Annotated in this window: 29 protein-coding genes and 1 tRNA gene; 18 read left to right on the forward strand and 12 right to left on the reverse strand. The window is 45.9% G+C overall.

Annotation, left to right across the window (positions count from 1 at the left end):
- Both BCF55_RS02960 and BCF55_RS02965 read right to left on the reverse strand, forming a co-directional pair.
- Positions 1–72, reverse strand: a tRNA-Gly gene (locus BCF55_RS02960).
- A gap of 19 nt (positions 73–91) precedes the next feature.
- A complete protein-coding gene (locus BCF55_RS02965; protein WP_121009779.1) occupies positions 92–355 on the reverse strand; it encodes a TMEM165/GDT1 family protein in 264 nt (87 codons plus the stop codon).
- A gap of 139 nt (positions 356–494) precedes the next feature.
- Here BCF55_RS02965 and BCF55_RS02970 point away from each other — a divergent pair, with 139 nt between their 5' ends.
- Entirely contained in the window at positions 495–1,337 is an 843-nt protein-coding gene (locus BCF55_RS02970) for an RNA-guided endonuclease InsQ/TnpB family protein (RefSeq protein WP_245960381.1), read from the forward strand.
- On the forward strand, positions 1,295–1,483 hold the full coding sequence (locus BCF55_RS09760; RefSeq protein WP_245960382.1) for a zinc ribbon domain-containing protein: 189 nt from the start codon (positions 1,295–1,297) through the stop codon (positions 1,481–1,483). Before BCF55_RS02970 ends, BCF55_RS09760 begins: the two co-directional genes overlap by 43 nt.
- On the opposite strand, the gene BCF55_RS02975 is transcribed toward BCF55_RS09760, so the two are convergent.
- Entirely contained in the window at positions 1,469–2,092 is a 624-nt protein-coding gene (locus tag BCF55_RS02975; protein WP_121009782.1) for a thermonuclease family protein, read from the reverse strand. The two genes, BCF55_RS09760 and BCF55_RS02975, sit on opposite strands and share 15 nt — an antisense overlap.
- Before the next feature lie 35 nt (positions 2,093–2,127).
- On the opposite strand from BCF55_RS02975, the gene rfaD reads away from it, so the two are divergent.
- Complete coding sequence (gene rfaD, locus BCF55_RS02980) at positions 2,128–3,048, forward strand: ADP-glyceromanno-heptose 6-epimerase (RefSeq protein ID WP_121009784.1); 921 nt, start codon at positions 2,128–2,130, stop codon at positions 3,046–3,048.
- On the opposite strand, the gene BCF55_RS02985 is transcribed toward rfaD, so the two are convergent.
- Positions 3,045–4,751 carry an FAD-dependent oxidoreductase gene (locus BCF55_RS02985; RefSeq protein ID WP_170144793.1) on the reverse strand — a complete coding sequence of 569 codons (1,707 nt, stop codon included), beginning with the start codon at positions 4,749–4,751 and terminating at the stop codon, positions 3,045–3,047. The two genes, rfaD and BCF55_RS02985, sit on opposite strands and share 4 nt — an antisense overlap.
- A gap of 17 nt (positions 4,752–4,768) precedes the next feature.
- Between BCF55_RS02985 and gspC the strand changes: the two genes are divergently transcribed.
- Entirely contained in the window at positions 4,769–5,551 is a 783-nt protein-coding gene (gene gspC, locus BCF55_RS02990; RefSeq protein WP_245960383.1) for a type II secretion system protein GspC, read from the forward strand.
- On the opposite strand, the gene rnhC is transcribed toward gspC, so the two are convergent.
- Positions 5,538–6,347, reverse strand: coding sequence for a ribonuclease HIII (gene rnhC, locus BCF55_RS02995; protein WP_121009790.1), 810 nt, complete (start codon positions 6,345–6,347; stop codon positions 5,538–5,540). The genes gspC and rnhC overlap by 14 nt on opposite strands.
- Before the next feature lie 18 nt (positions 6,348–6,365).
- On the opposite strand from rnhC, the gene BCF55_RS03000 reads away from it, so the two are divergent.
- Genes BCF55_RS03000 through BCF55_RS03010 form a run of 3 tightly spaced genes read left to right on the forward strand, consistent with a single transcriptional unit; the run spans position 6,366 to position 9,513 of the window.
- Positions 6,366–7,058, forward strand: coding sequence for a glycerophosphodiester phosphodiesterase (locus tag BCF55_RS03000; RefSeq protein ID WP_121009793.1), 693 nt, complete (start codon positions 6,366–6,368; stop codon positions 7,056–7,058).
- 26 nt (positions 7,059–7,084) lie between these two features.
- Positions 7,085–8,935, forward strand: coding sequence for a tRNA uridine-5-carboxymethylaminomethyl(34) synthesis enzyme MnmG (gene mnmG / locus BCF55_RS03005; protein ID WP_121009795.1), 1,851 nt, complete (start codon positions 7,085–7,087; stop codon positions 8,933–8,935).
- Positions 8,932–9,513: a metallophosphoesterase gene (locus BCF55_RS03010; RefSeq protein ID WP_121009798.1), complete on the forward strand. Its 582-nt coding sequence runs from the start codon at positions 8,932–8,934 to the stop codon at positions 9,511–9,513. Before mnmG ends, BCF55_RS03010 begins: the two co-directional genes overlap by 4 nt.
- Here BCF55_RS03010 and BCF55_RS03015 read toward each other — a convergent pair.
- Both BCF55_RS03015 and BCF55_RS03020 read right to left on the reverse strand, forming a co-directional pair.
- A complete protein-coding gene (locus tag BCF55_RS03015) occupies positions 9,458–10,072 on the reverse strand; it encodes a lipoate--protein ligase family protein (RefSeq protein ID WP_121009801.1) in 615 nt (204 codons plus the stop codon). The two genes, BCF55_RS03010 and BCF55_RS03015, sit on opposite strands and share 56 nt — an antisense overlap.
- Before the next feature lie 48 nt (positions 10,073–10,120).
- The gene (locus tag BCF55_RS03020; RefSeq protein ID WP_121009804.1) at positions 10,121–11,206 is read right to left on the reverse strand and encodes a DEAD/DEAH box helicase; all 1,086 of its coding nucleotides are present in this window, start codon (positions 11,204–11,206) and stop codon (positions 10,121–10,123) included.
- Between the two features lie 95 nt (positions 11,207–11,301).
- Here BCF55_RS03020 and BCF55_RS03025 point away from each other — a divergent pair, with 95 nt between their 5' ends.
- Positions 11,302–11,850, forward strand: a complete 549-nt coding sequence (locus tag BCF55_RS03025) for a DUF996 domain-containing protein (RefSeq protein ID WP_121009807.1) — start codon at positions 11,302–11,304, stop codon at positions 11,848–11,850.
- Here the strand turns inward: BCF55_RS03025 and mqnE are convergent.
- Positions 11,847–12,962, reverse strand: coding sequence for an aminofutalosine synthase MqnE (gene mqnE, locus BCF55_RS03030; protein WP_121009810.1), 1,116 nt, complete (start codon positions 12,960–12,962; stop codon positions 11,847–11,849). The two genes, BCF55_RS03025 and mqnE, sit on opposite strands and share 4 nt — an antisense overlap.
- Positions 12,963–13,009: 47 nt before the next feature.
- Here mqnE and BCF55_RS03035 point away from each other — a divergent pair, with 47 nt between their 5' ends.
- A complete protein-coding gene (locus BCF55_RS03035; RefSeq protein WP_170144735.1) occupies positions 13,010–13,990 on the forward strand; it encodes an ADP-ribosylglycohydrolase family protein in 981 nt (326 codons plus the stop codon).
- Positions 13,991–13,995: 5 nt separating this feature from the next.
- Positions 13,996–14,238: an RNA chaperone Hfq gene (gene hfq, locus BCF55_RS03040; protein WP_121009816.1), complete on the forward strand. Its 243-nt coding sequence runs from the start codon at positions 13,996–13,998 to the stop codon at positions 14,236–14,238.
- Between the two features lie 10 nt (positions 14,239–14,248).
- Here the strand turns inward: hfq and BCF55_RS03045 are convergent, their stop codons facing one another.
- The 4 genes from BCF55_RS03045 to purE form a co-directional block, all read right to left on the reverse strand.
- Positions 14,249–14,581, reverse strand: coding sequence for a (2Fe-2S) ferredoxin domain-containing protein (locus BCF55_RS03045; RefSeq protein ID WP_121009819.1), 333 nt, complete (start codon positions 14,579–14,581; stop codon positions 14,249–14,251).
- 70 nt (positions 14,582–14,651) lie between these two features.
- Positions 14,652–15,335 (reverse strand): N-glycosylase/DNA lyase, encoded by a 684-nt coding sequence (locus BCF55_RS03050; protein ID WP_121009822.1) that lies wholly within the window; start codon positions 15,333–15,335, stop codon positions 14,652–14,654.
- A complete protein-coding gene (locus BCF55_RS03055) occupies positions 15,332–16,426 on the reverse strand; it encodes a 5-(carboxyamino)imidazole ribonucleotide synthase (RefSeq protein WP_121009825.1) in 1,095 nt (364 codons plus the stop codon). Before BCF55_RS03055 ends, BCF55_RS03050 begins: the two co-directional genes overlap by 4 nt.
- Position 16,427: 1 nt before the next feature.
- Positions 16,428–16,910, reverse strand: a complete 483-nt coding sequence (purE, locus tag BCF55_RS03060) for a 5-(carboxyamino)imidazole ribonucleotide mutase (protein ID WP_121009827.1) — start codon at positions 16,908–16,910, stop codon at positions 16,428–16,430.
- Positions 16,911–16,925: 15 nt separating this feature from the next.
- Here purE and BCF55_RS03065 point away from each other — a divergent pair, with 15 nt between their 5' ends.
- The 8 genes from BCF55_RS03065 to hslO are packed head-to-tail and all read left to right on the forward strand — an operon-like array spanning position 16,926 to position 23,522.
- Positions 16,926–17,504 (forward strand): hypothetical protein, encoded by a 579-nt coding sequence (locus tag BCF55_RS03065; RefSeq protein WP_121009830.1) that lies wholly within the window; start codon positions 16,926–16,928, stop codon positions 17,502–17,504.
- Between the two features lie 4 nt (positions 17,505–17,508).
- The gene (murB, locus tag BCF55_RS03070; RefSeq protein WP_121009833.1) at positions 17,509–18,396 is read left to right on the forward strand and encodes a UDP-N-acetylmuramate dehydrogenase; all 888 of its coding nucleotides are present in this window, start codon (positions 17,509–17,511) and stop codon (positions 18,394–18,396) included.
- Complete coding sequence (locus BCF55_RS03075) at positions 18,377–19,228, forward strand: D-alanine--D-alanine ligase (protein ID WP_245960384.1); 852 nt, start codon at positions 18,377–18,379, stop codon at positions 19,226–19,228. The genes murB and BCF55_RS03075 overlap by 20 nt, the downstream gene beginning before the upstream one ends.
- Before the next feature lie 17 nt (positions 19,229–19,245).
- A complete protein-coding gene (locus tag BCF55_RS03080; protein ID WP_121009839.1) occupies positions 19,246–19,953 on the forward strand; it encodes a cell division protein FtsQ/DivIB in 708 nt (235 codons plus the stop codon).
- 6 nt (positions 19,954–19,959) lie between these two features.
- A complete protein-coding gene (gene ftsA / locus BCF55_RS03085) occupies positions 19,960–21,213 on the forward strand; it encodes a cell division protein FtsA (RefSeq protein ID WP_121009842.1) in 1,254 nt (417 codons plus the stop codon).
- A gap of 12 nt (positions 21,214–21,225) precedes the next feature.
- Positions 21,226–22,317: a cell division protein FtsZ gene (ftsZ, locus tag BCF55_RS03090; protein ID WP_121009844.1), complete on the forward strand. Its 1,092-nt coding sequence runs from the start codon at positions 21,226–21,228 to the stop codon at positions 22,315–22,317.
- A gap of 9 nt (positions 22,318–22,326) precedes the next feature.
- Entirely contained in the window at positions 22,327–22,593 is a 267-nt protein-coding gene (locus BCF55_RS03095) for a hypothetical protein (RefSeq protein WP_121009847.1), read from the forward strand.
- Complete coding sequence (gene hslO / locus BCF55_RS03100; protein ID WP_121009850.1) at positions 22,590–23,522, forward strand: Hsp33 family molecular chaperone HslO; 933 nt, start codon at positions 22,590–22,592, stop codon at positions 23,520–23,522. Before BCF55_RS03095 ends, hslO begins: the two co-directional genes overlap by 4 nt.
- Positions 23,523–23,578: the final 56 nt, after the last annotated feature.

Here is a 23,578-nt window from a genome sequence, read left to right on the forward strand (position 1 = left end):
AGCGGGCGACGGGACTTGAACCCGCGACCTCCTGCTTGGGAAGCAGGCGTTCTACCACTGAACTACGCCCGCTGGATATTAATTATATAACCTACAGCTTCCCTGTGAGTATAAGTAACCCGAAGAAGATAAACAGGACACCGGCGCCTTTCTGGATAAACTCAGCCGGCAGCAAGTGTCCTACCTTATCACCGAGGAAAGCCCCTACAAAATTAACAACAGCTAACGCGATTACAGAACCCAAGAAAGCTTTTACCCAGCCATATTTGGTAGCAAAGGCGAAGGTAGCGAGCTGAGTCTTGTCCCCGAGTTCTGCAATAAATATGGCAGTGAATATAAGGATCACCTCTTTCATAGATGTATATCTTAACTAGAAAAATTAGAAAATTTAACCAAACCCACGCCCTAAGTCCCTTCTGTAAGGGAGGGGATACAGGGCGTTGCCCGAATGGGCGTTGATAGGAATCTAAACTTGAAGTAGATTATACGCTGAGATGTCCAGAGCCAGGGAAGAAACTAAATTCTTACTGACCTACAGGTTCAGAGCCTATCCTTCAGCACTGTTAGAATACAAGATGGAAAACTGGTTTCATATTCTTTGCACACTCTATAACCATGCCCTTGAGGAAAGAAAGAGAGCCTGGAAGAAGGAAAAGAAAAGCATTACCTACACATATCAGCAGAATGCCCTTCCCAGGCTCAAAGAAAAAGACCCTTCCCTGAACCTTGTCCACTCTCAGGTCCTTCAGGATTGTCTGAGAAGAGTGGATAACGCATTCCAGAAGTTCTTCAGGAAGGAAGCCAAGTATCCAAAGAAAAAGAAACTTTCCGGATACCGTTCCTTCACCTTCCCACAGGTATGGATGAAGCAGAAGGGAAAACTCGTAGAGGTTGTAAAGCTGGAAAGACAAAATAGCAGGTTTGCATATCTGTATCTTCCTAAGCTCGGAAAACTCAAGATTAGACTTCACAGGGAGATAGACTGGGAAAAGGCAAGAACTGTAACCGTAAAGAGAGAACCCTCTGGAAAGTGGTATGTGTGTATAACGGTTGAAGTAGAGCTTGGGCAGATACTGAGGGAAGCAGAGGAGAAAGCTGTAGGGATAGACCTCGGAGTAAAGAACCTTGCTACCACTTCAGAGGGAGAGTTTATAGAGCATCCCAGATTTTTGCAGAGACTTGAGAAGAGACTCAAGAGGGAACAAAAGAAACTCTCAAGGAAGGAGAAAGGTTTAAACAGCTGGGAGAAGCAAAGGAGGAAGGTGGCAAAGGTTCACGAAGAGTTCCCAAGACTTTGGCTGAGAGACTCCATGAGTGTCCCGAGTGTGGAGCGGTAATGGATAGGGATTACAATGCGAGGGTGAACATACTGAGAAAAGGTCTCGCCCGTCTCAAGGGTGGTAGGGTCGGAGCGACCCGAACTTACGCCTGTGGAGAGGGCACTGGCGGGACACCTTCAGAAGGAGGTTCACGGTTTACATAGTTTCTCACAGGGTATTCCGTCTCCATCACCATCACCATCAAGCCTCTTTAGACCACATACCCTGAAGTAGAAAATAGCTTCATCACAGGAATTCATTTGAGAGCAGTACCTTTTATCACCGCATCTCTTTACAGGAAAATTTCTAATCTTAGCCTCAGCCCATAAACCTTTATTGTTTTCTCTGGCATACTTGAATGCTTCCCTGAATCTGTCGGTGTACTTTACGTTGGGAGGTATGGTCAGTAGGCTGGCGTACCCTTCCCTGAGTATAAGCTCGTTCAACATCCTGCCATCGGGCAGATAAACGTAAGCCAGAAGCCTGCCATACTTATCTCTCCTTTGTATGTCAAACTCAAGTCTTACCCTTGTACCTGGGGAAACCACACCCATTACAAAACGCTTTGCTTTTATTCCAAGAGCTATAACTTCCTTGGGTGAACCAAATTCACTCTGTTTGTAAACCCTTCTGTTCATGGTACTTTCTGGGGTATCAATACCTATCAATCTTACTTTTTCTCCCGAACACAGGAGGGTATCACCGTCAATTACTTTCTCAATAATGCACTCTTGGGCAAACAGGAGAAAGGGTATTAGCATTAAAGGGAGCATGAACCTCACAAAGAAAATATAAGATAATATTCCCCATGCGGGTTCTTATAACAGGTGGAGCTGGTTTTATCGGTTCCAATATAGCTTTTGCCCTTCAGGACGAATATCCAGATGCCAAGGTTTATATCCTTGACAACTTCTCCTCTGGACACTTCAAAAATCTCATAGGTTTCAAAGGAGAAGTGATCACGGGAGATATAAGGGATAAGGCGCTGTGGGACGAGCTCAGGAAAAGGTTATCCTTTGACGTCGTATATCATGAGGCTGCGATAACCGATACCACGGTTACTGACCAGAAGCTTATGATGGAGGTGAACGCTGACAGCTTCCGATACATCCTTGACTCAGCCCTTGAGTGGAACGCCAAGGTGATATACGCCTCCTCAGCGGGAGTTTACGGAAACACACCCCCACCTATGGTGGAAGATAGGGGACTTGAACCTGAGAACGTGTACGGATTTTCCAAGCTGATGATGGACCACATAGCCCAGGATTACATGGAACGCTACCCGGAACTCAGGATTGTGGGCTTTAGATACTTCAACGTTTATGGACCCAGAGAGTCCTATAAAGGAAAGACGGCGAGTATGATATACCAGCTTGCTGTTAAAATGATGCATAAGCAGAGACCCAGGATATTCAAGTGGGGAGAGCAAAAGAGGGACTTCGTCTACATAAAGGATGTGGTCAAAGCCAATCTCCTGGCTCTTGAGAAGGAGCTTTCAGGAATATTTAACATAGCCACGGGCGTAGCCCGTAGTTTCAATGAAATAATAGATATCCTGAACAGAGAGCTTGGGACAAACCTTGAGACGGAATACTTTGACTGCCCATACGACTTCTATCAGGAACACACACAGGCGGATATAAGCAGGGCAAGAAAAGAGCTGGGCTACGAGCCTGACTTTAGCCTTGAAGAGGGGATAAGGGACTACTTGAAGTATATAAAGGCTTAGTACTTCCTCTCTGCAGGCTGATACTTGGTTATCCTCACTGGTATGTAGTCTACCTTGAGTTTACCGTCTTCGTAATAGATTAGGGAATGCTTGAGGAAGTTCTCATCATCCCTTTCCGGATAGTCTTCCCTGCTGTGTCCACCCCTTGACTCCTTCCTGTGAAGTGCTCCGTAAGCTACAGCTCTTGCAAGCTCAAGCATATTCCTGAGTTCAAGGAGCTCTATAAGGTTCGTGTTAAAAACTCTGGATTTATCCACTACGGGGATACTCTCCCATCTTTCCATGAGCTCTGAAAGTTCTTCATAGGCTTCTTTTAGGGACTTCTCATCTCTGAATATCCCCATCTTAGCCCAGGTAACCTCGCCCATATGTGCCCTGACTTGAGCGAGGCTTTCTCTTCCCTCCCTCTTGAAGAGGCTCTCTATAAACTCTTTAGACTCATTCTGCTCGCTATCTGATATGTCTAAGCTCTCTGTGGACTTAACAAACTCCCTGACCGCTATACCGCAGAATTTACCGAACACAAGCAACTCAATAAGTGAATTCCCTCCAAGTCTGTTTGCACCATGGACCGATACGCAGGCACACTCGCCTATAGCGTAAAGTCCCTTCAAGGGTGTTTCAGAGGTTCTGTAATTTGTTATGTGAATACCCCCCATACAGTAGTGGGCTGTTGGTCTTATTGGGACAGGGTCTTTCACCGGGTCAACGCCTTCAAAGTCTATTGCAAGCTGTCTAACCTGGGGAAGTCTCTCCTTTATCTTCTCCTCACCAAGATGTCTGAGGTCAAGGTATATGTAAGCTCTTGCACCTTCCCCTATTCCTCTTCCCTCCATTATTTCATACTCTATAGCCCTTGAAACCATATCCCTGGGGGCAAGCTCCATTTTTTCCGGAGCATACTTCTTCATGAACCTCTCGCCGAGTTTGTTTATAAGGTATCCGCCCTCTCCCCTGCACGCCTCTGAGAGGAGTATGCCGGTCTTGGCAAGCCCGGTAGGGTGAAACTGAATAAACTCTATGTCTTTCAATGGGACACCCTTTCTAAGGGCTACAGCCTGCCCGTCTCCCGTGTTTCCGATAGCGTTCGTACTTCTAAACCAGTATATCCTCGCAAAGCCTCCGGTTGCCAGGACTACAGCTTTAGCTTGAAGAATAACCACTTCTCCGTTCTTTATGTCATATACGGAAACGCCTTTTACCCTGTCGCCATCGTGTATTAAATCCAGGAGGAAGAACTCATTGTAAAAATCTATGTTGTCCTTGGCGAGAGCCTGCTCGTAGAGGGTATGAAGCAGGACGTGTCCAGTTTTGTCGGCAGCGTAAACGGTTCTTGGAAAAGAGGCTCCACCGAAAGGCCTTTGAGCTATCCTGCCGTCCTCAAGCCTGGAGAAGGGAACGCCCCACCTGTCCAGCTCGTAAACTATTTCCGGGGCGTTCTCGGTCATGAAGAAGACAGCATCCTGGTCTGCAAGAAAGTCCGAGCCCTTTATGGTATCGTAAGCGTGAGCCTCCGGATTATCGTCAGGTACAACATTTCCGAGCGCTGCGTTCATACCGCCCTGGGCAGCACCTGTGTGAGAGCGGGTTGGATACACCTTGGATACGAGAGCTACCTTTATCTCAGGGTCTCTTGCTATTTCTATAGCGGCACGGAGTCCAGCTCCGCCTCCACCAACAACGACTGCATCGTACCTTTTCAGCATAAGATAATAATATAATGAACTGGATTCTCCTTTCCCTCCCTCTTATCGCCTCCTTCTCAACATTGATAGCTACCGTTGCTCTGTACCTAACCCTCAGAGAAGCCTTTAAAGAAGTTAAAATACCTGAACCCTACAGAGAGGAGATAGATATAACCCCGATAAGCAGAGCCTTAGGCAAGGTGTTTCCTCAACCAACTATGAAGGAGGGTAGCATCCTAGCAGAAGAGACACCCCAGTCTGGTGATGTGAAGCTGCTCGGTACGGCTGTAGGCATAAGGGGCTTGGCTCTACTCAGGGTCGGTGGAAAGACCCTTATACTTGAGGAAGGTGAGGAGAAGGAAGGCGTGAAACTCATTGAGGTTGGTAGGAGCTGGGCTATAGTCTCTGTGGGCGGTAGGAAAGTAAACTTAAGAGTTGAGAAGGCAAGGGTTCCCTCAGCTACTCAGGAAGACCTTAACGTTGGTACAGATGTAAATTCCCATGACTTGAAGATTTCCAGGAGGGAGATAGAGATGGTAACGAAAGACCCCGGTATAATGTTCAGGGAGATAAGGCTTGTACCTTACGTTAAAGGTGGAAAAACGGAGGGTTTCATCTTTGAGTGGATAAAACCAGGAAGTCTTTTTTACAGAGCGGGGCTCAGAAAGGGAGACGTTCTCGTCTCCATAAACAACATGGACATAAAGAGCGGGGAGGACGCCTTCAGGATACTTCAGGTGCTTAGGAATGAACCCAGTTTAAGGGTTGTAGTCCTTAGGAACGGACAGAGAAGAGAAATCAACGTCAGGATTGAGTAACGTCTTCATATATTTTTATTAACCTTTGAGCGAGGGTAGGGTTCTTTCTCTTTAGCTGATTGGCAAATTCTCTTACATGGGAACCTGCTCCCTTAGGTATCTCTATGTTATTGTCTTTTTCAAGCTCCTTTAACTTCGTCAAGTACTTTTCCCTTGCTAACATGCTGGCAACGCTTACTGCAATGTCCCTCTCTCCCTTTTCTATAAATTCAACCCTTGAATAACTCTGAAAAGGGTTCCTTGAAGAGTACCTGTCCACCACTATCCTGCCAGGGTTGAATTCTCTGGAGACTTCATCTATTAACTTTTTGTAGGCATCGTCCATGAGCCTATTTATATTTCTGTATTTCTTGTACAGCTCGTTGAACCTCTCAGGCATAAGAGTGATACACTTCACCTTAACAAGCTTGCGAAGTTCTTGAGCTTTCTTCATAATATCCTCATCCTTGAGGAGCTTGGAGTCCTTTGGGTTAAGGAGAAGAACCTTCTTAAAATTTTCGGGAGGGATAACTGCACAGCAGAGGACTAAGGGACCAAAGATGTCTCCTTTCCCTACCTCATCACAACCCGCAAGTGGGAACCTTGGGTATTCTATTACCCCAAGAACTTTACTTGCCCAACCCTCTGCATCCTTTCCCTGAATCAGCAACGTCCCCGACGGATACATATTGAAGTAAATACCTTTCCCCTCGTAGCTCCATAAGGTGTTCTTAACTTTACGGGGTTTTAACCCTGACTCCTTAAGGGAGGTCTCAACCTTCTCTATCTCTTCCTGAGGCAGTCTCAGAGCCACCATAAGATTTACAATTTAATCATGCTTGTCCTTGAAAAACTCTCTAAAAGGGCTGCGGTTGGACACAGGGGCATACCGGCACTTGAGCTGGAAAACACCCTCCCTTCAATACGGAAAGCTGTAGATCTGGGTGCTGACATAGTGGAGGTGGACGTCCAGAGGACAAAAGATGATGTGCTCATTTTAAGCCACGATGAGAACTTGAAGAGAACCTATGGAGTGGACATAAATGTGAGGGAAGCCCTCTGGGAGGAGCTAAAGGGTATTAAGAAGGGAGACTACGGTATTGCGAGGCTTGAGGATGCCTTTGATGTTGTTGCCGGAAGGGCTGGCATGTTTGTTGAGATAAAACATCCTGAGGATACACACCATGTTTTTGAGCTCATAGAGAGGAAAGGGGTAAAAGACTGGGTGGCGGTTATAAGCTTCCACCTTGAGGTTATGGAGGAGCTGAAGGGAAAACTGATTACGGGACTGGTTTATTCTAAACCGCCGGGTATGATACCTCAGGCAAAGAAAGCAGGATGCAGCATCGTCCTTCCCAAGTATATGCTCGCAACCCAGAAAGCTGTGGATTTTGCCCACAGACTCAAGCTTTTTGTGGTTGCCTGGACCGTGAACGACCTCGCTAAGGCAAGGGAGCTCTGGGACAGGGGAGTTGACGGGATAGCCACCGATGATATCCGTATCTTGAAGGAAACCTTGAAGGCTTAACCTATCAGGTCTATCTTATATCTCCAATGCTTGTGGATGAGTTTGATGTAGCTGTTATAGGCGGTGGTCATGCGGGGATAGAGGCAGCTCTTGCCTCAGCAAGGATGGGGGCAAAGACCGTTCTCTTTACATTAAATGCCGACAACATAGGACAGATGTCCTGTAACCCCGCCATAGGTGGGATAGCAAAGGGGATAGTCGTGAGGGAGATAGACGCCCTTGGCGGGGAGATGGGAAAGGCGATAGACAACACAGGAATCCAGTTCAAGATGCTCAACACCCGTAAGGGTAAGGCTGTCCAATCTCCAAGAGCTCAGGCGGATAAAAAGAGGTACAGAGAGTATATGAAAAAGGTATGTGAGGGACAGGAGAACCTCTACATAAAACAGGATGAAGTGATTGATATAGTCCTCGGCTCGGATAATGAGGTTGTTGCGGTAAAAACTAAACTGGGTATAGAGTACAAGGTTAAAGCTGTGGTCGTGACTACAGGCACGTTCCTGAATGGACTCATATATATAGGGGACAAAACCTTTCCTGCTGGAAGAGCGTGGGAGCCTCGCTCTGAAGGGCTGGCTGAGTTCTACAGAAGACACGGATTTCCGTTGTTGAGATTTAAGACAGGAACACCAGCAAGGCTGGACAGCAGGACTATAGACTACTCGGTGCTTGAAAGGGCACCCGGAGATGACCCACCCCCTAAGTTCTCCTTCTGGACTGAACCTTTGGGTTCGTACTGGTTTGAACCGGGAAAGGAACAGGTGGACTGTTGGATAACCTACACCACTCCAAAGACCCATGAAATAATAAGCAAAAACCTCCATAGAACAGCCCTTTACGGGGGGTTAATAAAAGGTGTGGGTCCAAGATATTGCCCTTCAATAGAGGATAAAGTGGTGAAATTCCCAGATAAGGCGAGGCATACAGTATTCCTTGAACCGGAAGGACTTGACACTATAGAAGTGTATCCAAACGGGCTCTCAACCTCCTTGCCAGAGGAAATCCAATGGGAGCTTTATCGTTCAATACCCGGTCTTGAAAGGGTTGAGCTTATACGTCCAGCTTACGCGATAGAGTATGATGTTGTTCCTCCGACAGAGCTTTATCCGACCCTGGAAACTAAGAAGATAAGGGGACTTTTCCATGCGGGAAACTTCAACGGGACAACCGGTTATGAGGAGGCTGCAGGGCAGGGTATCGTTGCAGGTATAAATGCGGCATTGAGGGCTTTAGGCAGAGAGCCTATATACCTTAGAAGGGATGAAAGTTACATAGGTGTGATGATAGATGACCTCACCACAAAAGGTGTACTTGAGCCTTACAGGTTGTTCACCTCAAGGTCGGAATTCAGGCTTTATCTCAGGCAGGATAACGCCATACTCAGGCTTGCCAAGCTTGGGCATGGGTTGGGTCTGCTTAACGATGAGCAGTTTAACCTTGTAAAGGAGATAGAGGGTGAGATAGAAAGGTGGAAGGAGTTCTACAAGAGAGAGAAGGTCTCCGTTGCAGTTGGTGAAGGCATTAGGAGCTATACGGTAGCGACCCTTTTTACTGCGGACTATACTATAGAAGACCTTAAGGAAAAGTTTGGTTATAGCGTACCCGAACATCCTTATGTCAAGGAAGAGCTTGAGATAGAACTAAAGTATGAACCTTACATAGAAAGGGAGAGGAAGTTAAACGAGAAACTCAAAAGACTTGAAGATATAAGGATACCTGAAGATATGGATTACAGCAAAGTTCATGGACTTACCAACGAAGCCAGGGAGAAGTTGAGCAAGATGAAACCCCTGACTGTAGGTCAGGCTGCCAGAATAGACGGTATAACCCCGGCTGCAGTAACAGCGCTCCTCATTTACCTGGGTAAACTTGAATGATTTACTTTATCTCTGACACGCACTTTTACCATTTCAACATTCTAAAGCTCAATCCCCAAGCCCGGAAGTTTGGTTTTGAACGTATAACCGTTGAAGCTCTGGAGAAAACCCTCAAGGAAGGTGATACCCTGTACCACCTCGGAGACTTTACCTGGCAACTTTACGATGAGTTTGGTGTTCTTGAAAGATGGAAGGAACTACCTGCAAGAAAGGTACTTATCATGGGAAACCACGATGAGAGATTCGGAAGCTCTGTGCTCAGGGAGTTCTTTGATGAGGTCTATGAATTTTCGTTATTGTTGGAAGAGTCGGGCAGGAAATTTCTCCTTTCCCACTACCCAGCCCTTGACCTTAAAACGAACAGATTTCCCGATAGACAGGAAAGGGTTGAAAAGGAGTTTTTTCAAAGCGGATGTGATTTTCTCGTACATGGACATGTCCATTACAACAACGGCGGACCGATGTGCGGGTGTGGCTCAAAGGGAATTCCCTGTTTTAATGTAAATGTTGAGCTTCATAACTTTAGACCTGTAAGTTTAGAGGAATTACTCTTTGCAGGTTGTGAAGGAAAACTGTGATAAATTCCTCCTCTTCTATTCCCAGTTCCCTTAAAGAGACTATCCTTTCAGAGAGAAGCTCAGCAGGTACACCTATCAGCTCCTGCACCCTTTCGTAATCAAAATCAAGGTAAACGCTCCCGTGCACCAGAAAACTCCTTTTGAGAGTTCTCATAGCCATTGATACCAGTTTCCTTTTCCTGTAAGTGAGCTCTCCCAGCGTGGGAACCCAGAAGCAGAAAAAGTTGTCAATATATCTTCCCCTGAAACGCTCAAGGGTTACCTCAATTCCAAGATTGGAGAAGGAGTTTATAAAAACCTCAGCCACTTTTCTGTATATTCTTGAGGGTGTTAAACCCCACCTCTCTCTGAGGTCAACTATTGAGAAGGATACATCCCAGCCGTGGAGTAGAGCTCCGCCGCCCGTAGGTCTACGAACCGTGGGAACCGTTAAAAACGGTTTTTCCTTTTGGAAGTAACCAAGGCTCAGGCATATTCTGTCCCACTTATACAGACGTACCGAGGGTTCTCTAAAGGGTGTATGTTCAAAGGAGAGGAGGGCTTCTTCGTCCCTCCTCATATTTTCCTCCGGAGAAAGGGTTTCTACCTTAATCTCCCACACCTTGCTTTAGGCTGTTTGCTCTTTGTGCTTTTCTATTCTCCAGAGGTTCCTCTTCTCGGAGGGGGATACAAGGCTTATAGCCGTACCTTCCCTTCCAAACCTTCCGGTCCTTCCTATTCTGTGGGTGTAAACCCTTGGGTCTTCAGGTAGGTGGAAGTTAATTATTATGCTCACACCCTCAATATCCAGACCTCTTGATGCCACATCAGTAGCTACAAGCACTTTTACATTTCCGTTCCTGAAGAGCCTCATAACGGTTTCCCTTCTCTTCTGGGTCATGTCTCCGTGAAGGGCTTCTACGTTGTAGCCCTTCCTTCTGAGCTGATAAGCCAGCTCTTTGGCGTTCTTCTTCATCTTAACGAAGACTATTACCTTTTCGTCCTTGTTTTCCCTAAGAATCCTCTCCAGCTCTTCTGTCTTATGAATTTCCGAGCGTGTTCTGACAACTATCTCGTTTATTCTTGGCTTTAGCTCTTCTGACTCAATGCTCACATGTTCAAAGCCCGGCTTCATGAACTTTCTTGCTATTTCCTTTATCTCTCTGGGAACCGTTGCGGACACGAAAAAGGTCTGTCTCTCTTCAGGGAGTTTAGAGACTATCCATTCAATATCCTCTCTAAAACCCATATCCAGCATTATGTCCACTTCATCTAAAACCAGATATCTGAATGTATCAAGCTTTAAGGCACCCCTCTCTATCAGGTCCTTAACTCTTCCGGGTGTTCCCACCACAATATCCGGAATCCTCTTCTCCAGCAACGACAGGTCTCTGCCTACAGATGTCCCTCCGTAGAAAGCAAACACGCTTACCCTTGAGAACCTTGTAAGTTCCCTTAGGTGGTCTTTAATCTGGATCGCCAGTTCCCTTGTCGGTGCAAGAATAAGAGCCCTTTCTCCCCTCTGAAGTTTCTCAATTATAGGTATACCGAAGGCTCCCGTCTTACCTGTTCCCGTCCTTGCCTGAATCAAAATGTCCTTACCCTCAAGAGCTACGGGAATAGCTGACTCTTGAATGGGTGTTGGTTTCACAAATTCAATTTCCTCAAGGGCATTTTGAATCCTCTGACTGAGTTGTCTGAATGTGAACTGCATATGTTCCTCCTTTAGTTTTTATGGTGTCTTGAATTTAATTGCTTTTTTCCCTTTTGCAAGTTAGATTTTAGAATAACGTAAATAGGAGGTGAGGGATGAGTAAGCAGACTAAACAACTTGGAGGCTGGGGATTGGTTGGAGCCTTGGTTGCCTCAATACTAAGTGCAGCCATTCCCTTTATAGGGATACTCGCCCTTGTAGGTTGGATACTGGCGGTTATCGCTTATATCAAGGCTTCGGAAGAGCTTGGGGAACCTGAGATAAAGGCTAACGTCATAAAAGCGATAGTTGCAGGTGTAGTTGCTCTCGTTGTCTTCATACTTGGTGGGGGGACTATGGCTGCGGGAATGCTCTCCCAGATGCGTGAAGGTGGTGGCATGCACATGGGAGGTACAGGGTTACTGATCATGGTCGTCGCTTGGGTTATAGGTCTTGTGGCAGCATGGTTTTGGTACAAAGCCAACTCCTACATGACCGAGAAAACTCAAGTGGGTTTATTTAAAACCGGTGGACTGCTTATGTTTGTGGGTGCAGTCCTGGCAATAATCCTGATCGGAGGACTCATATCGCTGATTGGCGAGATACTGCTTATAGTCGCCTGGTTTAGTGTGCAGGAGAAGGTGGAAGAACCTCAAACCGTCTAATTGTAAACCTTAACCACCCTGTAAAAGGTGTCCCTCTCAACGGGCACCTTCCCTGCCTTTTTTATAAGAGAAACGAGCCTGTCTATGGAGTGACCGTAAGCTGCCATCGTACCTGCAGAGTGGACTATCTTCTCCTCCTCTATGGTACCATCAAGGTCATCAGCTCCAAAGTTTAAAGCTATTTGGGCCACCTTTTCTCCAAGGGTCACCCAGTAAGCCTTTATATGGGGAAAGTTATCCAAAAATATCCTTGATATAGCTATCGTCTTAAGGTCATCCACAGAGGAGGTTCTCCTTCCTCCGAGTCTGGTTCCTTCAGGCCAGTATGCTAGAGGTATGAAAACCTGAAAGCCTCCTGTCTCGTCCTGAATCTCCCTCAACCTTGCAAGGTGTTCAACTCTTTCCTCAATGGTTTCTACATGTCCGTAAAGCATCGTAGCATTGGTAGGTATTCCGAGCCTATGAGCAGTTCTGTGGACCTCCAGGTACTCCTCAGCGTTTGCCTTGTTTGGTGCTATTATACGTCTTGCCCTGTCTGAAAATATCTCAGCACCTCCCCCAGGAAGGGCTTCAAGACCAGCCTCCTTGAGCTCTCCGAGCACCTCTTCGTAGCTCTTCTTTGAAATCTTGGACATGTGATGTATCTCTATGGCAGTCCAGGCTTTCACGACCACGTCCGGAAAACTTTCCTTTATAGCTCTGATAAGCTGTATGTACCTTTCGTAGCCCCAATGGGGAGGTATACCTCCTACCATATGAACCTCTCTTCCCCCTGCCTTATAGGTTTCTTCTACCTTCCTGAGGATATCTTCAAGGCTGAGCTCGTAGGCTTTCGGGTCTGACTTCTTTACACCAAAGGCGCAGAAATCACACTGGTAAACACATACGTTCGTCGGGTTTATCTGCCTGTTTACGATAAAGTAAGCGTTCATACCGTTTTTTCTGCGGTTTACCAACTCCGCAAGGTGCCCTATTGCTGAAAGCTCGTTGCTCTCAAAGAGGTATAAGGCGTCTTCCTCGCTTATCCTCTCTTCATTGACTACCTTCTGGGCTATGTCTGATAGCCTACTGTCAGATATGGTTTTGAAAAGGTCATCTATGGTTAGTTCCATTGCTTTCCTCCTCGCAAAGGACATTATATTAGGTTTAAATTATAAATATGATAAAAAACAAATTTAAAGGAGCCATACTTGGTGCAGCTCTCGGGGACGCTATAGGTAAATGTGTTGAAGACATAGTTGAAGAAGAAGTGTATGAATTTTACGGAGGCAGGGTGGAAGGGTTTGTCCCCCCTCATCCCTCAAGTCCGGCTCACGGTCAGCTTCCGGAAGAGACTTCGGACGAAACCACTATTATGGCTCTCCTACTTGAAAGTGTTGTTGCTAAGAAGGAGATAGACGTAAGAGACTTTCTCAACAGATTGATTCTCTGGTATGAGGATGAAGCTAAGCACAGGTATCCTGACCCATCCTTGCTAACAGCCATAGACCTTCTATCTCAGGGTATCAACCCGTCAACCCATGGACTATCCTCAAGCTCCATAGAAGGTATCCTTAGAAGCATAGTGGTTGGTCTTTATCACTACAACAACCCTGACCTGGCTGCGGAAGGCTCTAAGCTTGTATCTCTTCTTACCCACAGGAGCGATGCCGTATCAAATGCTGCTGCTGTCTTGGGTGCTGCCATATCCTACTTAGTTCTTGAAGAGTTTGACCTTAGAGATTTCAACGAGAGGATACGTTTTATAAACTCCCTCAAGCGTTTCTTGACTGACAAGAAATACGAAAAGCCTCTTGACCTTGTACAGGAACTACTTTATGAACAGGCAGACCTTAGTATGGCTATAAGAAACATAGGGAACGGCTCTTACGTGTTTGAGGCGCTACCCCTTGCTCTGTTTATATTCCTGTCAAACATTGAGACCCCTATGGAGGGTTTTTGGTGGGCAGTGAATTCCTATGGAGATTACGGCGGAGATACAGATGCCATAGCCTTCCTCGTGGGTGCTTTTGTGGGTGCTTACTTTGGAGACTCGGTTTTTCCACCGCACTTGCTTGAAGAGCTTGAAGGTTCAAGAAAGTATGAGGGATTGGCAGAAAAACTGTATGATATTACAGAAAAAATGATAACGAGGAGGTAAAAATAATGCCTTACAAATTGCAGGAGAGCTTTTTAAATACGGCGAGGAAGAGGAAAGTAAAGGTTTCCATTTACCTTGTAAACGGAGTAAGGCTTCAGGGAAAGGTCAGGTCTTTTGATATGTTTACAATACTTTTGGAAGATGGCAAGCAGCAGACTTTAGTTTACAAGCACGCTATAACCACAATAATACCCCACGAGAGGCTTGATATAGAGTTTGAAGAGGAAGGTATACCGGGGCAAGCTTAGCCCCGTTTTTTTAAAGCATCCCAGGAGGTTTACCTTTAGATATTACGAGCCTGTCTACAGGTTTACCTCCTTTAAGGTGTTCGTTTATTATCTCTTCCACATCCTCTACCTTAACATTGCCGTACCACACACCCTCCGGGTAAACGACTATGGTTGGACCCATCATGCACGGTCCCAGGCAACCTGTAGGTGTAACAGCAGTCGTCATAAAGAGTTCCGGATCCATCTGAAGCTTTTCCATGAAAGCTTGATAGACCTCTCTTGAGCCCTTCTCTGCACAGGAACCTTGAGGATGTCCGGGTGGTCTCTGGTTTACGCATATAAACACGTGCTTGAATTCCATTCTTTGCACCTCCGCTCTTTTTTCGTAATTTTAACAGCCTTCCGTGATATAACCCTATGAGTTTTATCAACTACTTCAGAACCTTCTTAGTCTTTATGTAAAAGATGTAAAGGTCAAGCTCTGCCTGCGTTATACCGAGTTCTCTGCAGACATCGTGGAGCACCTCCTCAGCCTCCAGATACCTTTTGGGGGTCAGTGTCTTTACCTCCGGAAAGAGTCCGTTCTCAGTAAGGAACCTGTAAACGTGTCTGTCTATTATCGCTATATCCTCCGCACCTATATTTCTGAGGAAATGGGACGCCTCTTTGTATCCAAAGCCTTTTATCTTGTGTTCAGATCTTGGGTCTGCCAGAAGCTCACGCACCTTTTTTCTGTCTTCTTCCTCTCTTATCAAATTGTTAATAAGGTCCCACCTCTCCCTTACCTCAACGATCCTCTCAGCCCTTTGCTCTGGAAATCTGTGCCCGTGACTTCTTATGGTCTGTGCAAGCTCATTGTAGCTAAGCCTCATAAATCCTTCATCTCCTAAGGAAGCCTGAATCCTTATACCCATAGCTGCCGAGGAGTTTGCCGTAAGTATGCAAAAACACAGCTCGGAGAATAACCCCGACCTATAATCAATGTCCAGAAAAGGTCTGAAATCAAAGTGGGTTATTCCCTCATCACCCAGTCTTTTAAATTCTCCAATCCTCTGTTTCACATACTTAGAAACCTCTGGGATAACCTCTCTAACCTTCTCAACCGCTATCCTCATCTTAGGCTGGGCTCTCCCTGATAGATTATCCTCAGGAGCTTCTCTAACTTCTCTTCGGTCTGTGACTCGTTCCTTGAAACCACGTTTATGTGCCCAACCTTCCTCCTGGGTTTCTTTTCCTTACCGTACCAGTAAATCTTTGTACCTTCTATCCTGAGTATCTCCTCAATCGGAAGCTCATCCAGAGACATACCGAGTATGTTTACCATACCCGCAGAAGCCTTCAATTTGGTGGAGCCTAAGGGTAACCCTGTTATAGCTCTGAGCAAGTTCTCAAATTGAGAAGTGTAGCATCCATCAAGGGTGTAATGTCCTGTGTTGTGAGGTCTTGGAGCGAACTCATTTATTAGAACTTTATGCTCTTTTGTTACAAAGAACTCCACTGCGAGCAGACCAACTATTTTAAGGTCCTCCAGGAGCTGGGAAACTATACTGACTATCTCCTTCTCGCAAGTTAGTCTCTCGGCGGTTCTGTTGTACAGCAGTATCCCCTCATCGTGGATGTTTTCTGTTATCGGAAATACCTTGATGTTACCCTCCGAATCCCTTACACCGACTGCAGAAACTTCCCCTTGAAAATCAATAAACTCTTCAACCACAAAACTTTCTTCTTCCGAGTGGTTTTCCAGGATAACCTCTATGTCTTCCTCTCTAAAAACCCTGTACTGACCCTTACCATCGTAACCCAACTTCTCACACTTCACTACGGCTGGGAAACCTATCTCCTGTAACAACCCTTTTAATTGAGAGAGCTTACCCCTTCTAAAGTTTGCAACCGGATACCCATGCTTATATAAAAAGTTCTTCTCCTCACCTCTGTTCTGCTTCAATCTTAAAGCTGTCAGATTGGGAACAGTTTTTCCCTCAGCCCTTTGCAGGATTTCCTCCTCTATGTGTTCAAACTCGTAAGTTATAACGTCGCACAACCTTACGAACTCATCAACCTCCTCTGGCGAGAACCATCTGTCTGCTATCCTGCTCGCTGGAGCATGAGGGTCACTGTCCAGAACAAAAAAGTTGAGTCCAAGTTTTCTTCCCTCAAGGATAGTCATCCAGCCAAGCTGACCACCTCCGAGGATTCCAACCTTCATATCATCCCTCTATCTTCATGTTTAGAACCTTTTCTTTAAGTTTCTCTCTATACTCTCTGAGCTTGCTTGCCAACTCGGGGTACTTTATTGATAGTATCCTTACCGCCAAAAGCCCTGCGTTGGTGGAGTTTCCTATGGCTACCGTTGCAACTGGAATTCCCGCCGGCATCTGAACTATAGAGTACAGGGAGTCAATCCCTGACATATGTTTGGACGGCACGGGTACACCTATCACTGGAAGGGTTGTGAGAGAGGCAACCATACCAGGAAGGTGGGCAGCACCACCGGCACCTGCGATTATAATTTCAATTCCCCTCTCTTCCGCGGTCTTTGCATACTCGTACATGAGCTCTGGTGTTCTATGGGCTGAAACGACTCTGTTTTCATGGGGTATGCCAAACTCCCTCAGTATATCGGAAGCCCCCTTCATATGTTCCCAGTCCGATATGCTTCCCATTATCACACCGACGAGTGGTTTTTCCATAGGAAAATTATATCTGTGAAGTTTGAAGAATTTAGGAGAGAACTGAAAAACCTAGAAAAGTTTGCACAGGGGTGGAGAGGCGTCATATACACTGGAGAATGGGAGGGTAGAAGGGTCAGTGTAAAGGTAGCGAAGAGCAAAGATGTCTTGAAAGCCATAAATAAGGAGGCACAGATACTTGAAAAACTCAAGGGCATCCCAGGTTTTCCCCAGATACTGACCAAGGGAGAAGACTTCTTTGTTTACGAATTTATAGAGGGGAAGCCCTTAGGTAAGGTTGACCTAACTCCTGAACAGGAGAAGAAGGTGCTGAGAACTCTATTGACCTTTGCCTACATGTTGGACAACCTTGGCATAAACAGGGATGAATTCGCACAGGTTTATAAAAACGCTCTACTGGATAACGAAGGGAAAGTTTATCTCCTGGACTTTGAAAGGGGTAAGTTTAGTAAAAGACCTTCCAATGTACCTCAGTTTTTGCAGCTTTTATACAGAAAGGGGTATCTGAACATAGATGAGGCGGTTGAGCTGGGCAGGAGATATATGAGGGACAGGGAAGGTGTCTTTACGGAGCTTATGGCTAAGTTAGAATAAAAAAATGAACCTTTTAAAGAACTATAACCTTTCAAAACTCACAACCATAAGGATAGGTGGGAAAGCTAAGTTTTTTGCTCAGCCAGCTGACTTTAATGAATTGAGGGAGCTTATCTTATTCTCTAGGGAGAAAGATATACCCATTTACGTGCTTGGAGGTGGTTCAAATACCATATTTGGGGACATAGGAGGGCTCGTGATAAGCCTGAGAAAACTGACGGGTATGAAAGTAGAAAGAAAAGGTGAAGTTTTCCTTATAGAATCCTTGGCGGGGACACCCCTCCGGGAAATAGTAAGTCTCTCAGTGAAAGAGAACCTGGATGGTCTTTACAGGCTGGTGGGCTTTCCGGCTACACTTGGAGGCGCCATAGCTATGAATGCAGGTGCCTTTGGTGTTGAAATTTCCAGCTTCGTCAGAAGGGTTATCTTTGTTGACTGGAACGGGGAAATAAAGGAAAAAAACTCTGAAGAGATAGAGTTTTCCTACAGGAGCTCTCCCTTTCCCCGAGAAGGGTTGGTCTTGTCCTGCCTCCTTGAGCTTCCCAGAAGTGATACTCCTGTGGAAGGCGAGTTTAAAAGAATAAGGGAGAAGAGGAAGAGAACCCAGCCTATTGACAAGCCAACAAGCGGGTCAACCTTTAAGAACCCGTATCCCCTGTATGCAGGTGAACTACTTGAAAGGGTGGGTATGAAGTCCTACAGAATCGGTGACGTATCCTTTTCAGAGAAGCACTCCAACTTCCTGATAAACCATGGTGAGGGGAGATATGGGGATGTCCTCAAGCTTGTGAACGAAGCTAAAAGGCGGGTTTACGAGGAGTTCGGTGTCAGGCTTGAAGAGGAGGTGAGGTTTATTGAGGATAGTGGTGTTGATGGGTGGAAGGTCCTCTGAAAGAGAGGTCTCCCTAAAAACCGGCAGTGCTGTGGCTACCGCGCTTAGAGAGCTTGGACATGAAGTTTTTGAGCTTGACCTTACACCAGACCTACCGTGTAAACTCCTTGAACTCAAGCCAGACAAGGTGTTTATAGCCTTACATGGTCCTTACGGCGAAGATGGTAGGGTTCAGGGACTCCTTGATATTATGGGTATACCTTACACAGGCTCCGGGGTTTTGGGTAGCGCTATAGCCATGGATAAGGAGATAACAAAGAGACTCCTGAGTTCCGAAGGCATACCAACACCTCCGTGGACTTGCGTGAAGAGAGGCGGAAGTGTACCAAACTGGAGTCTGTTTCCGGCGGTTGTTAAGCCCGCAGACCAGGGGTCAAGTGTTGGACTCTCGGTAGTTTATACACAAGATGAACTGGAAAAAGCTGTTAAAGAACTCTTTGAACTTACCGATAAAGTGCTTGTAGAGTCTTTTGTTGAGGGTAGGGATATGACCGTGGGCATACTTAAGGATAAAGCTCTACCGGTTATTGAGATTAGACCCAAGAAGGGTATCTATGACTATGAAAGTAAATACACAAAGGGAGCTACAGAGTATGTGTTTCTGGAGGATGAGGCACTTTCAGAGGAGCTACAGGATATGGCTCTGAGGGTGCATAACTTACTTCAGTTGAGAGACTTTTCGCGTGTAGATTTCAGGGTTGATAGAGAGGGTAAGCCATACGTACTTGAAGTCAATACCGTCCCCGGAATGACGGAACTGAGCCTGTTCCCAATGGCGTGCAAAAGAGCAGGCATAGACTTTAAAGAGATGTTGGTTATAATACTTAGCTAAGCTTTTTGGAGGGAGTTGTGAAAAAAAAACATAACGCTAAGAGAAAGGCTCAGAAGCTGTTTTCTCTTATTCTCTTTACCTCCTGGATAAGTTTTATGGCCTTTGCAGGTTTCTTTGCTCCTTCCTTTTTAGCCCAGTTACCATTCTTTAAAGTAAAACAGATAGAACTCAATGGGAATGAAAAGATATCCTTTGAGGAAATAAAGAGCATAGTTGAGGAGCTTAGCACAAACCTTGTGAAGTTGAATGAAGAGAACATAACGGATGCCCTCAATGCCAGATTCAAAAACAGAGTTAAGAGGGTTTATATGACAAAGAGCCTTGGTCTTGATGGTATGAGAATCAAGGTGAAGGTGGTGGAGAGGAAACCGGTGGCAAAACTAAAGTTCGGGCAGAATTATCTCCTCATAGATAAGGAAGGTTCTCTCTTCCCACCCCTTGAAGGGGAAGATAAAGGGCTCATTGAGATTCAGGCATACGATATGGATTTGCTTAAAGCTCACTTTGAGAAGCTCTACAGTGAGGTAATATCTATGAACCTGCCGATAAAACATATATACATAAGGCGAGACAGTGTCATTCTGAACTTGGTTTCAAAGCAGATTATACTCCCACCTCTTGAACTCTTGCCCGATAACATATCTGGCCGCCTGAAAATGATTTATAATTTTCAAGAGGAAACAGTTGATTTAAGGTATGGCAGGTTTATCTTAGTAAGAAATTGAGGTGGGATGAAAACGGTTGCTTCAATAGACATAGGGACTGACAAGATTGTCGCCCTCATAGGGGAGGTTGACACTTACGGAGACCTTCATATAGTGGGCGTAGGGGAATCCAAGGCGAGGGGTGTGGATAAAGGTACCATAACCAGACTTGAAGTTGCAGCCAGAGCGATAGCAACCGCTGTCAGAGAAGCTGAGGAGATGTCAGGGCAGAAGGTGTCGGAAGTCGTTATAAACGTCTCCGGCTCCACAATCAAGAGTCAGAACGAGAAGGACACTATAAACATATCTCCAAGCCCTGTAGAGGTTGAAAATGAACACATACAGAGGCTGGTTGAAAGGAGCATCGCAAGGGGTAAGGAGGACGGGTACGAGATAATCCATGCGATACCAAGAAGATATATGCTTGATGACCAAGAGGGGATAGAAGACCCGGTTGGGCTTATAGGTTCTAAGCTAACAGCGCAGGTACATATCGTTAAAGTGGGAACTACCGTCAGCAGGAACATTGAGAAGGCTGTGGTTTCCGCCGGCTTTCAACCTGCAATGAGAGTGGCAAGTGCGATAGCCTCTGCGAAAGCAGTTCTCTCCGATGAGGAGAAGGAAGAGGGTGTCCTGCTTATAGACATGGGAGCCAGTCTGACTGACTTTGTTCTGTACCTTGAAGGATACCCTGTAATAACAGGGAGTCTACCCCTTGCGGGTAACGCTATAACCAAAGACATAAGCTCCTATATGAAGATAGACCCCGAACATGCGGAAAAGATAAAGAGGGAACAGGGTGTTGCCCTTGTAAACCTCGTGAAGGAAGGAGAGATAATAAAAATCAAACCGAGAGGAGAGGATAGGGATATATCAATAGAGAAAACTACCCTTGCAGAGGTCATACAGATAAGGCTTGAGGAGATAATAGAGAAGATAGTAGAGAAGATAGATAGCTCGGGATATAAGATAGATATTGCTAACGCCGGGGTCGTCATAACAGGTGGGTGTGCAAATCTAAAGGGGATTAAAGAGTTCGTTGAAAGGTTTACGGACCTTCCAGCTCGTATAGGAGTGCCTTCCGGGATAATAGGGTTGAAGGAAAAAATTGAAGACGCGAAATATGCAACTGCGGTTGGTCTGCTCAAGTTCCGTGTTTCCCCGGAGGGTATAATACCCGGAGGACTCAGAATGGAATTACACAGCAACGGTCCTGGCAAGGGCATTAACTTTGGAGGAATGGTTGAGAAGTTTAAGAACTTCCTCAGGGAAATTATGTAAGGAGGGAAGGCTATGGAGAGTCTGAACCCAACAAGGATAAAGGTTATCGGTGTTGGAGGTGGGGGCTGTAACGCTGTTAACAGGATGTTCATTGACGGGATAGAGGATGTGGAGACATACGCCGTCAATACGGATGTCCAGCACCTCAGTTCACTCTCCGTACCCCACAAGATACAGATAGGAGAAAAGGTTACCAGGGGGCTCGGTGCAGGTGCAAGACCCGAGATAGGAGAGCAGGCGGCTTTGGAGGACCTTGATAAAATCAAGGATATACTCAAAGATACAGATATGCTTTTTATAGCGGTTGGTCTCGGAGGAGGGACCGGAACAGGTGCCGCTCCCGTTATAGCCCAAACCGCCAGAGAGATGGGTATACTTACTGTTGGTGTAGCAACCCTACCTTTCAAGTTTGAAGGACCCCGCAGGATGCAGGCTGCCCTTGCAGGTCTGGACAGGCTCAAAGACAACGTTGATACCTACATAGTTATCCACAACCAGAAGCTCCAGGAGATAGCTAATAAAGTTCTCACTGTCAAGGATGCCTTCAGGGAGGTTGACAATGTCCTTTCTAAAGCTGTCAGGGGTATAACAAACATAATTTCAACCTCTGCCATGATAAACGTTGACTTTGCAGATGTAAGAACGGTTATGGAGAGTGGCGGACTTGCCCTTATAGGTATGGGAGAGGGAAGAGGCGAAGGAAAGATAGACCTCGCCGTAGAGCAGGCTATAACCAGTCCTCTGCTTGAGGGTAACACGATAGAAGGGGCAAAGAGGCTCCTCGTTACGCTGTGGGTGAGTGAAGATATACCCTTCAACGAGGTTGAGCAGGCTATAAGTGGTATTATGGCAAGAACCCATAACGAACCTCTTATAATCTTTGGAGCGGTTCTTGAAGAGAACGTTGAAAACTTCCTCAGGGTTGCGGTGGTCGCCACGGATTTTGAGAAGGCTCAGAGTGAAAGCTCAAGGGAAGAGAACCTCTTCAGGGTAATAAAGAGGGAACCACCTCCCGTGAAAAGGGCAGTTCCAGAGGAAGGCATAAGTCCCGTTGAACCCGAAGAGGAAGTCCCGGCTTACCTCAGGAGGAAGAGGAAGATATAATTTAATTACGTGAAGCCTATAAACCCCAAAAAGAGCAAGGTCTTTTCCTTTCTTATAGGTCTCATATACGGGTACAGAACTGCGGATATGGAGCTGAAAGTTCTATCCCTTGAAGAGTTTAATCCGCGTAATCACGAGGGATTTGATATTTACTTCCTTGACAAGGAAAAGGATAGGGTGAGCAAGAACGAGCCGATTGATAATCCGACTCATATAGTTGCTTTACTTGAAGACTTTGAAGTTAAAAGGGTGAGGCTCTATATTTATAAGTCATGATTCAGAGAGAGCTGAGTAAGGAAACCAGAGAAGACCTAAAAAATTATTTCGCAGACAGAGACTATATGGTCATAGCCGTTCCCAGGAAAGAACCTGCAAGGGTTTACGTTGTTAAAGCAACAAACGCTGTTGAAACAGCAAGGAGAATTCACAATCTCTCTCCTGGTGCCACAGTGGCTCTTGGAAGGGCGCTGGTTGGTGTTCTACTGCTTACATCCCTTGTCAAGCACGCCACGGACCAGAAGGTTCTTCTTAAAATAGAGGGGGATGGTCCAATAGGGACTATTTACGCTGAGGCAGACGGAAAAGGCAGGGTAAGAGGTTTTGTTGAGAACCCGCAGGTTGATACCTTTACCAAGGAAGTCAATGGAAAGAAAAAGTTTGACGTCTCAAGGATAGTAGGCAGAAACGGGAACCTGACCGTTGTGAAGGAATTGAGAATGGGAACCCCCTATACCAGCATAGTACCTCTGGTTTCAGGGGAGATAGCTCAGGACCTCGCTTACTACTTTTCCCAGTCAGAGCAGATACCTTCTGCCGTTGGGATCGGTGTTCTGGTAAATGAAGATGGAAGCGTAAAACATGCCGGAGGTTTCCTTGTTCAAACCTTGGGAGGGATAAGCGATAAGGTCGTTGACCTCCTTGAACACAGAGTGAATGAGCTACCGCCTCTCACGGAACTGATGGAGGAAGGCAAGCGCCCCGAGGATATAGCAATCATGCTTCTTGATGGACTTGAACCTCAGCTGATAGGTCTAAAAGAGGTAGAGTATTACTGCCCCTGTGATGAAGAGATAGCGAGATCAAGCCTCTTACTCCTTACCGAAGGCGAACTTAACGAGCTCCTTGAAGAAGGTCCCGCCGAAGTTGTTTGTAAGTTTTGCGGTAGGGTATATAGGTTTACAAGGGAGGACCTGCAGAGGAGATAAACCGTTGAAGTTTCCCAGGATATAACTATATTAATGAATAGTTATTCATTGGGAGG

This window comes from Hydrogenivirga caldilitoris, assembly GCF_003664005.1.
Lineage (GTDB): Bacteria > Aquificota > Aquificia > Aquificales > Aquificaceae > Hydrogenivirga > Hydrogenivirga caldilitoris.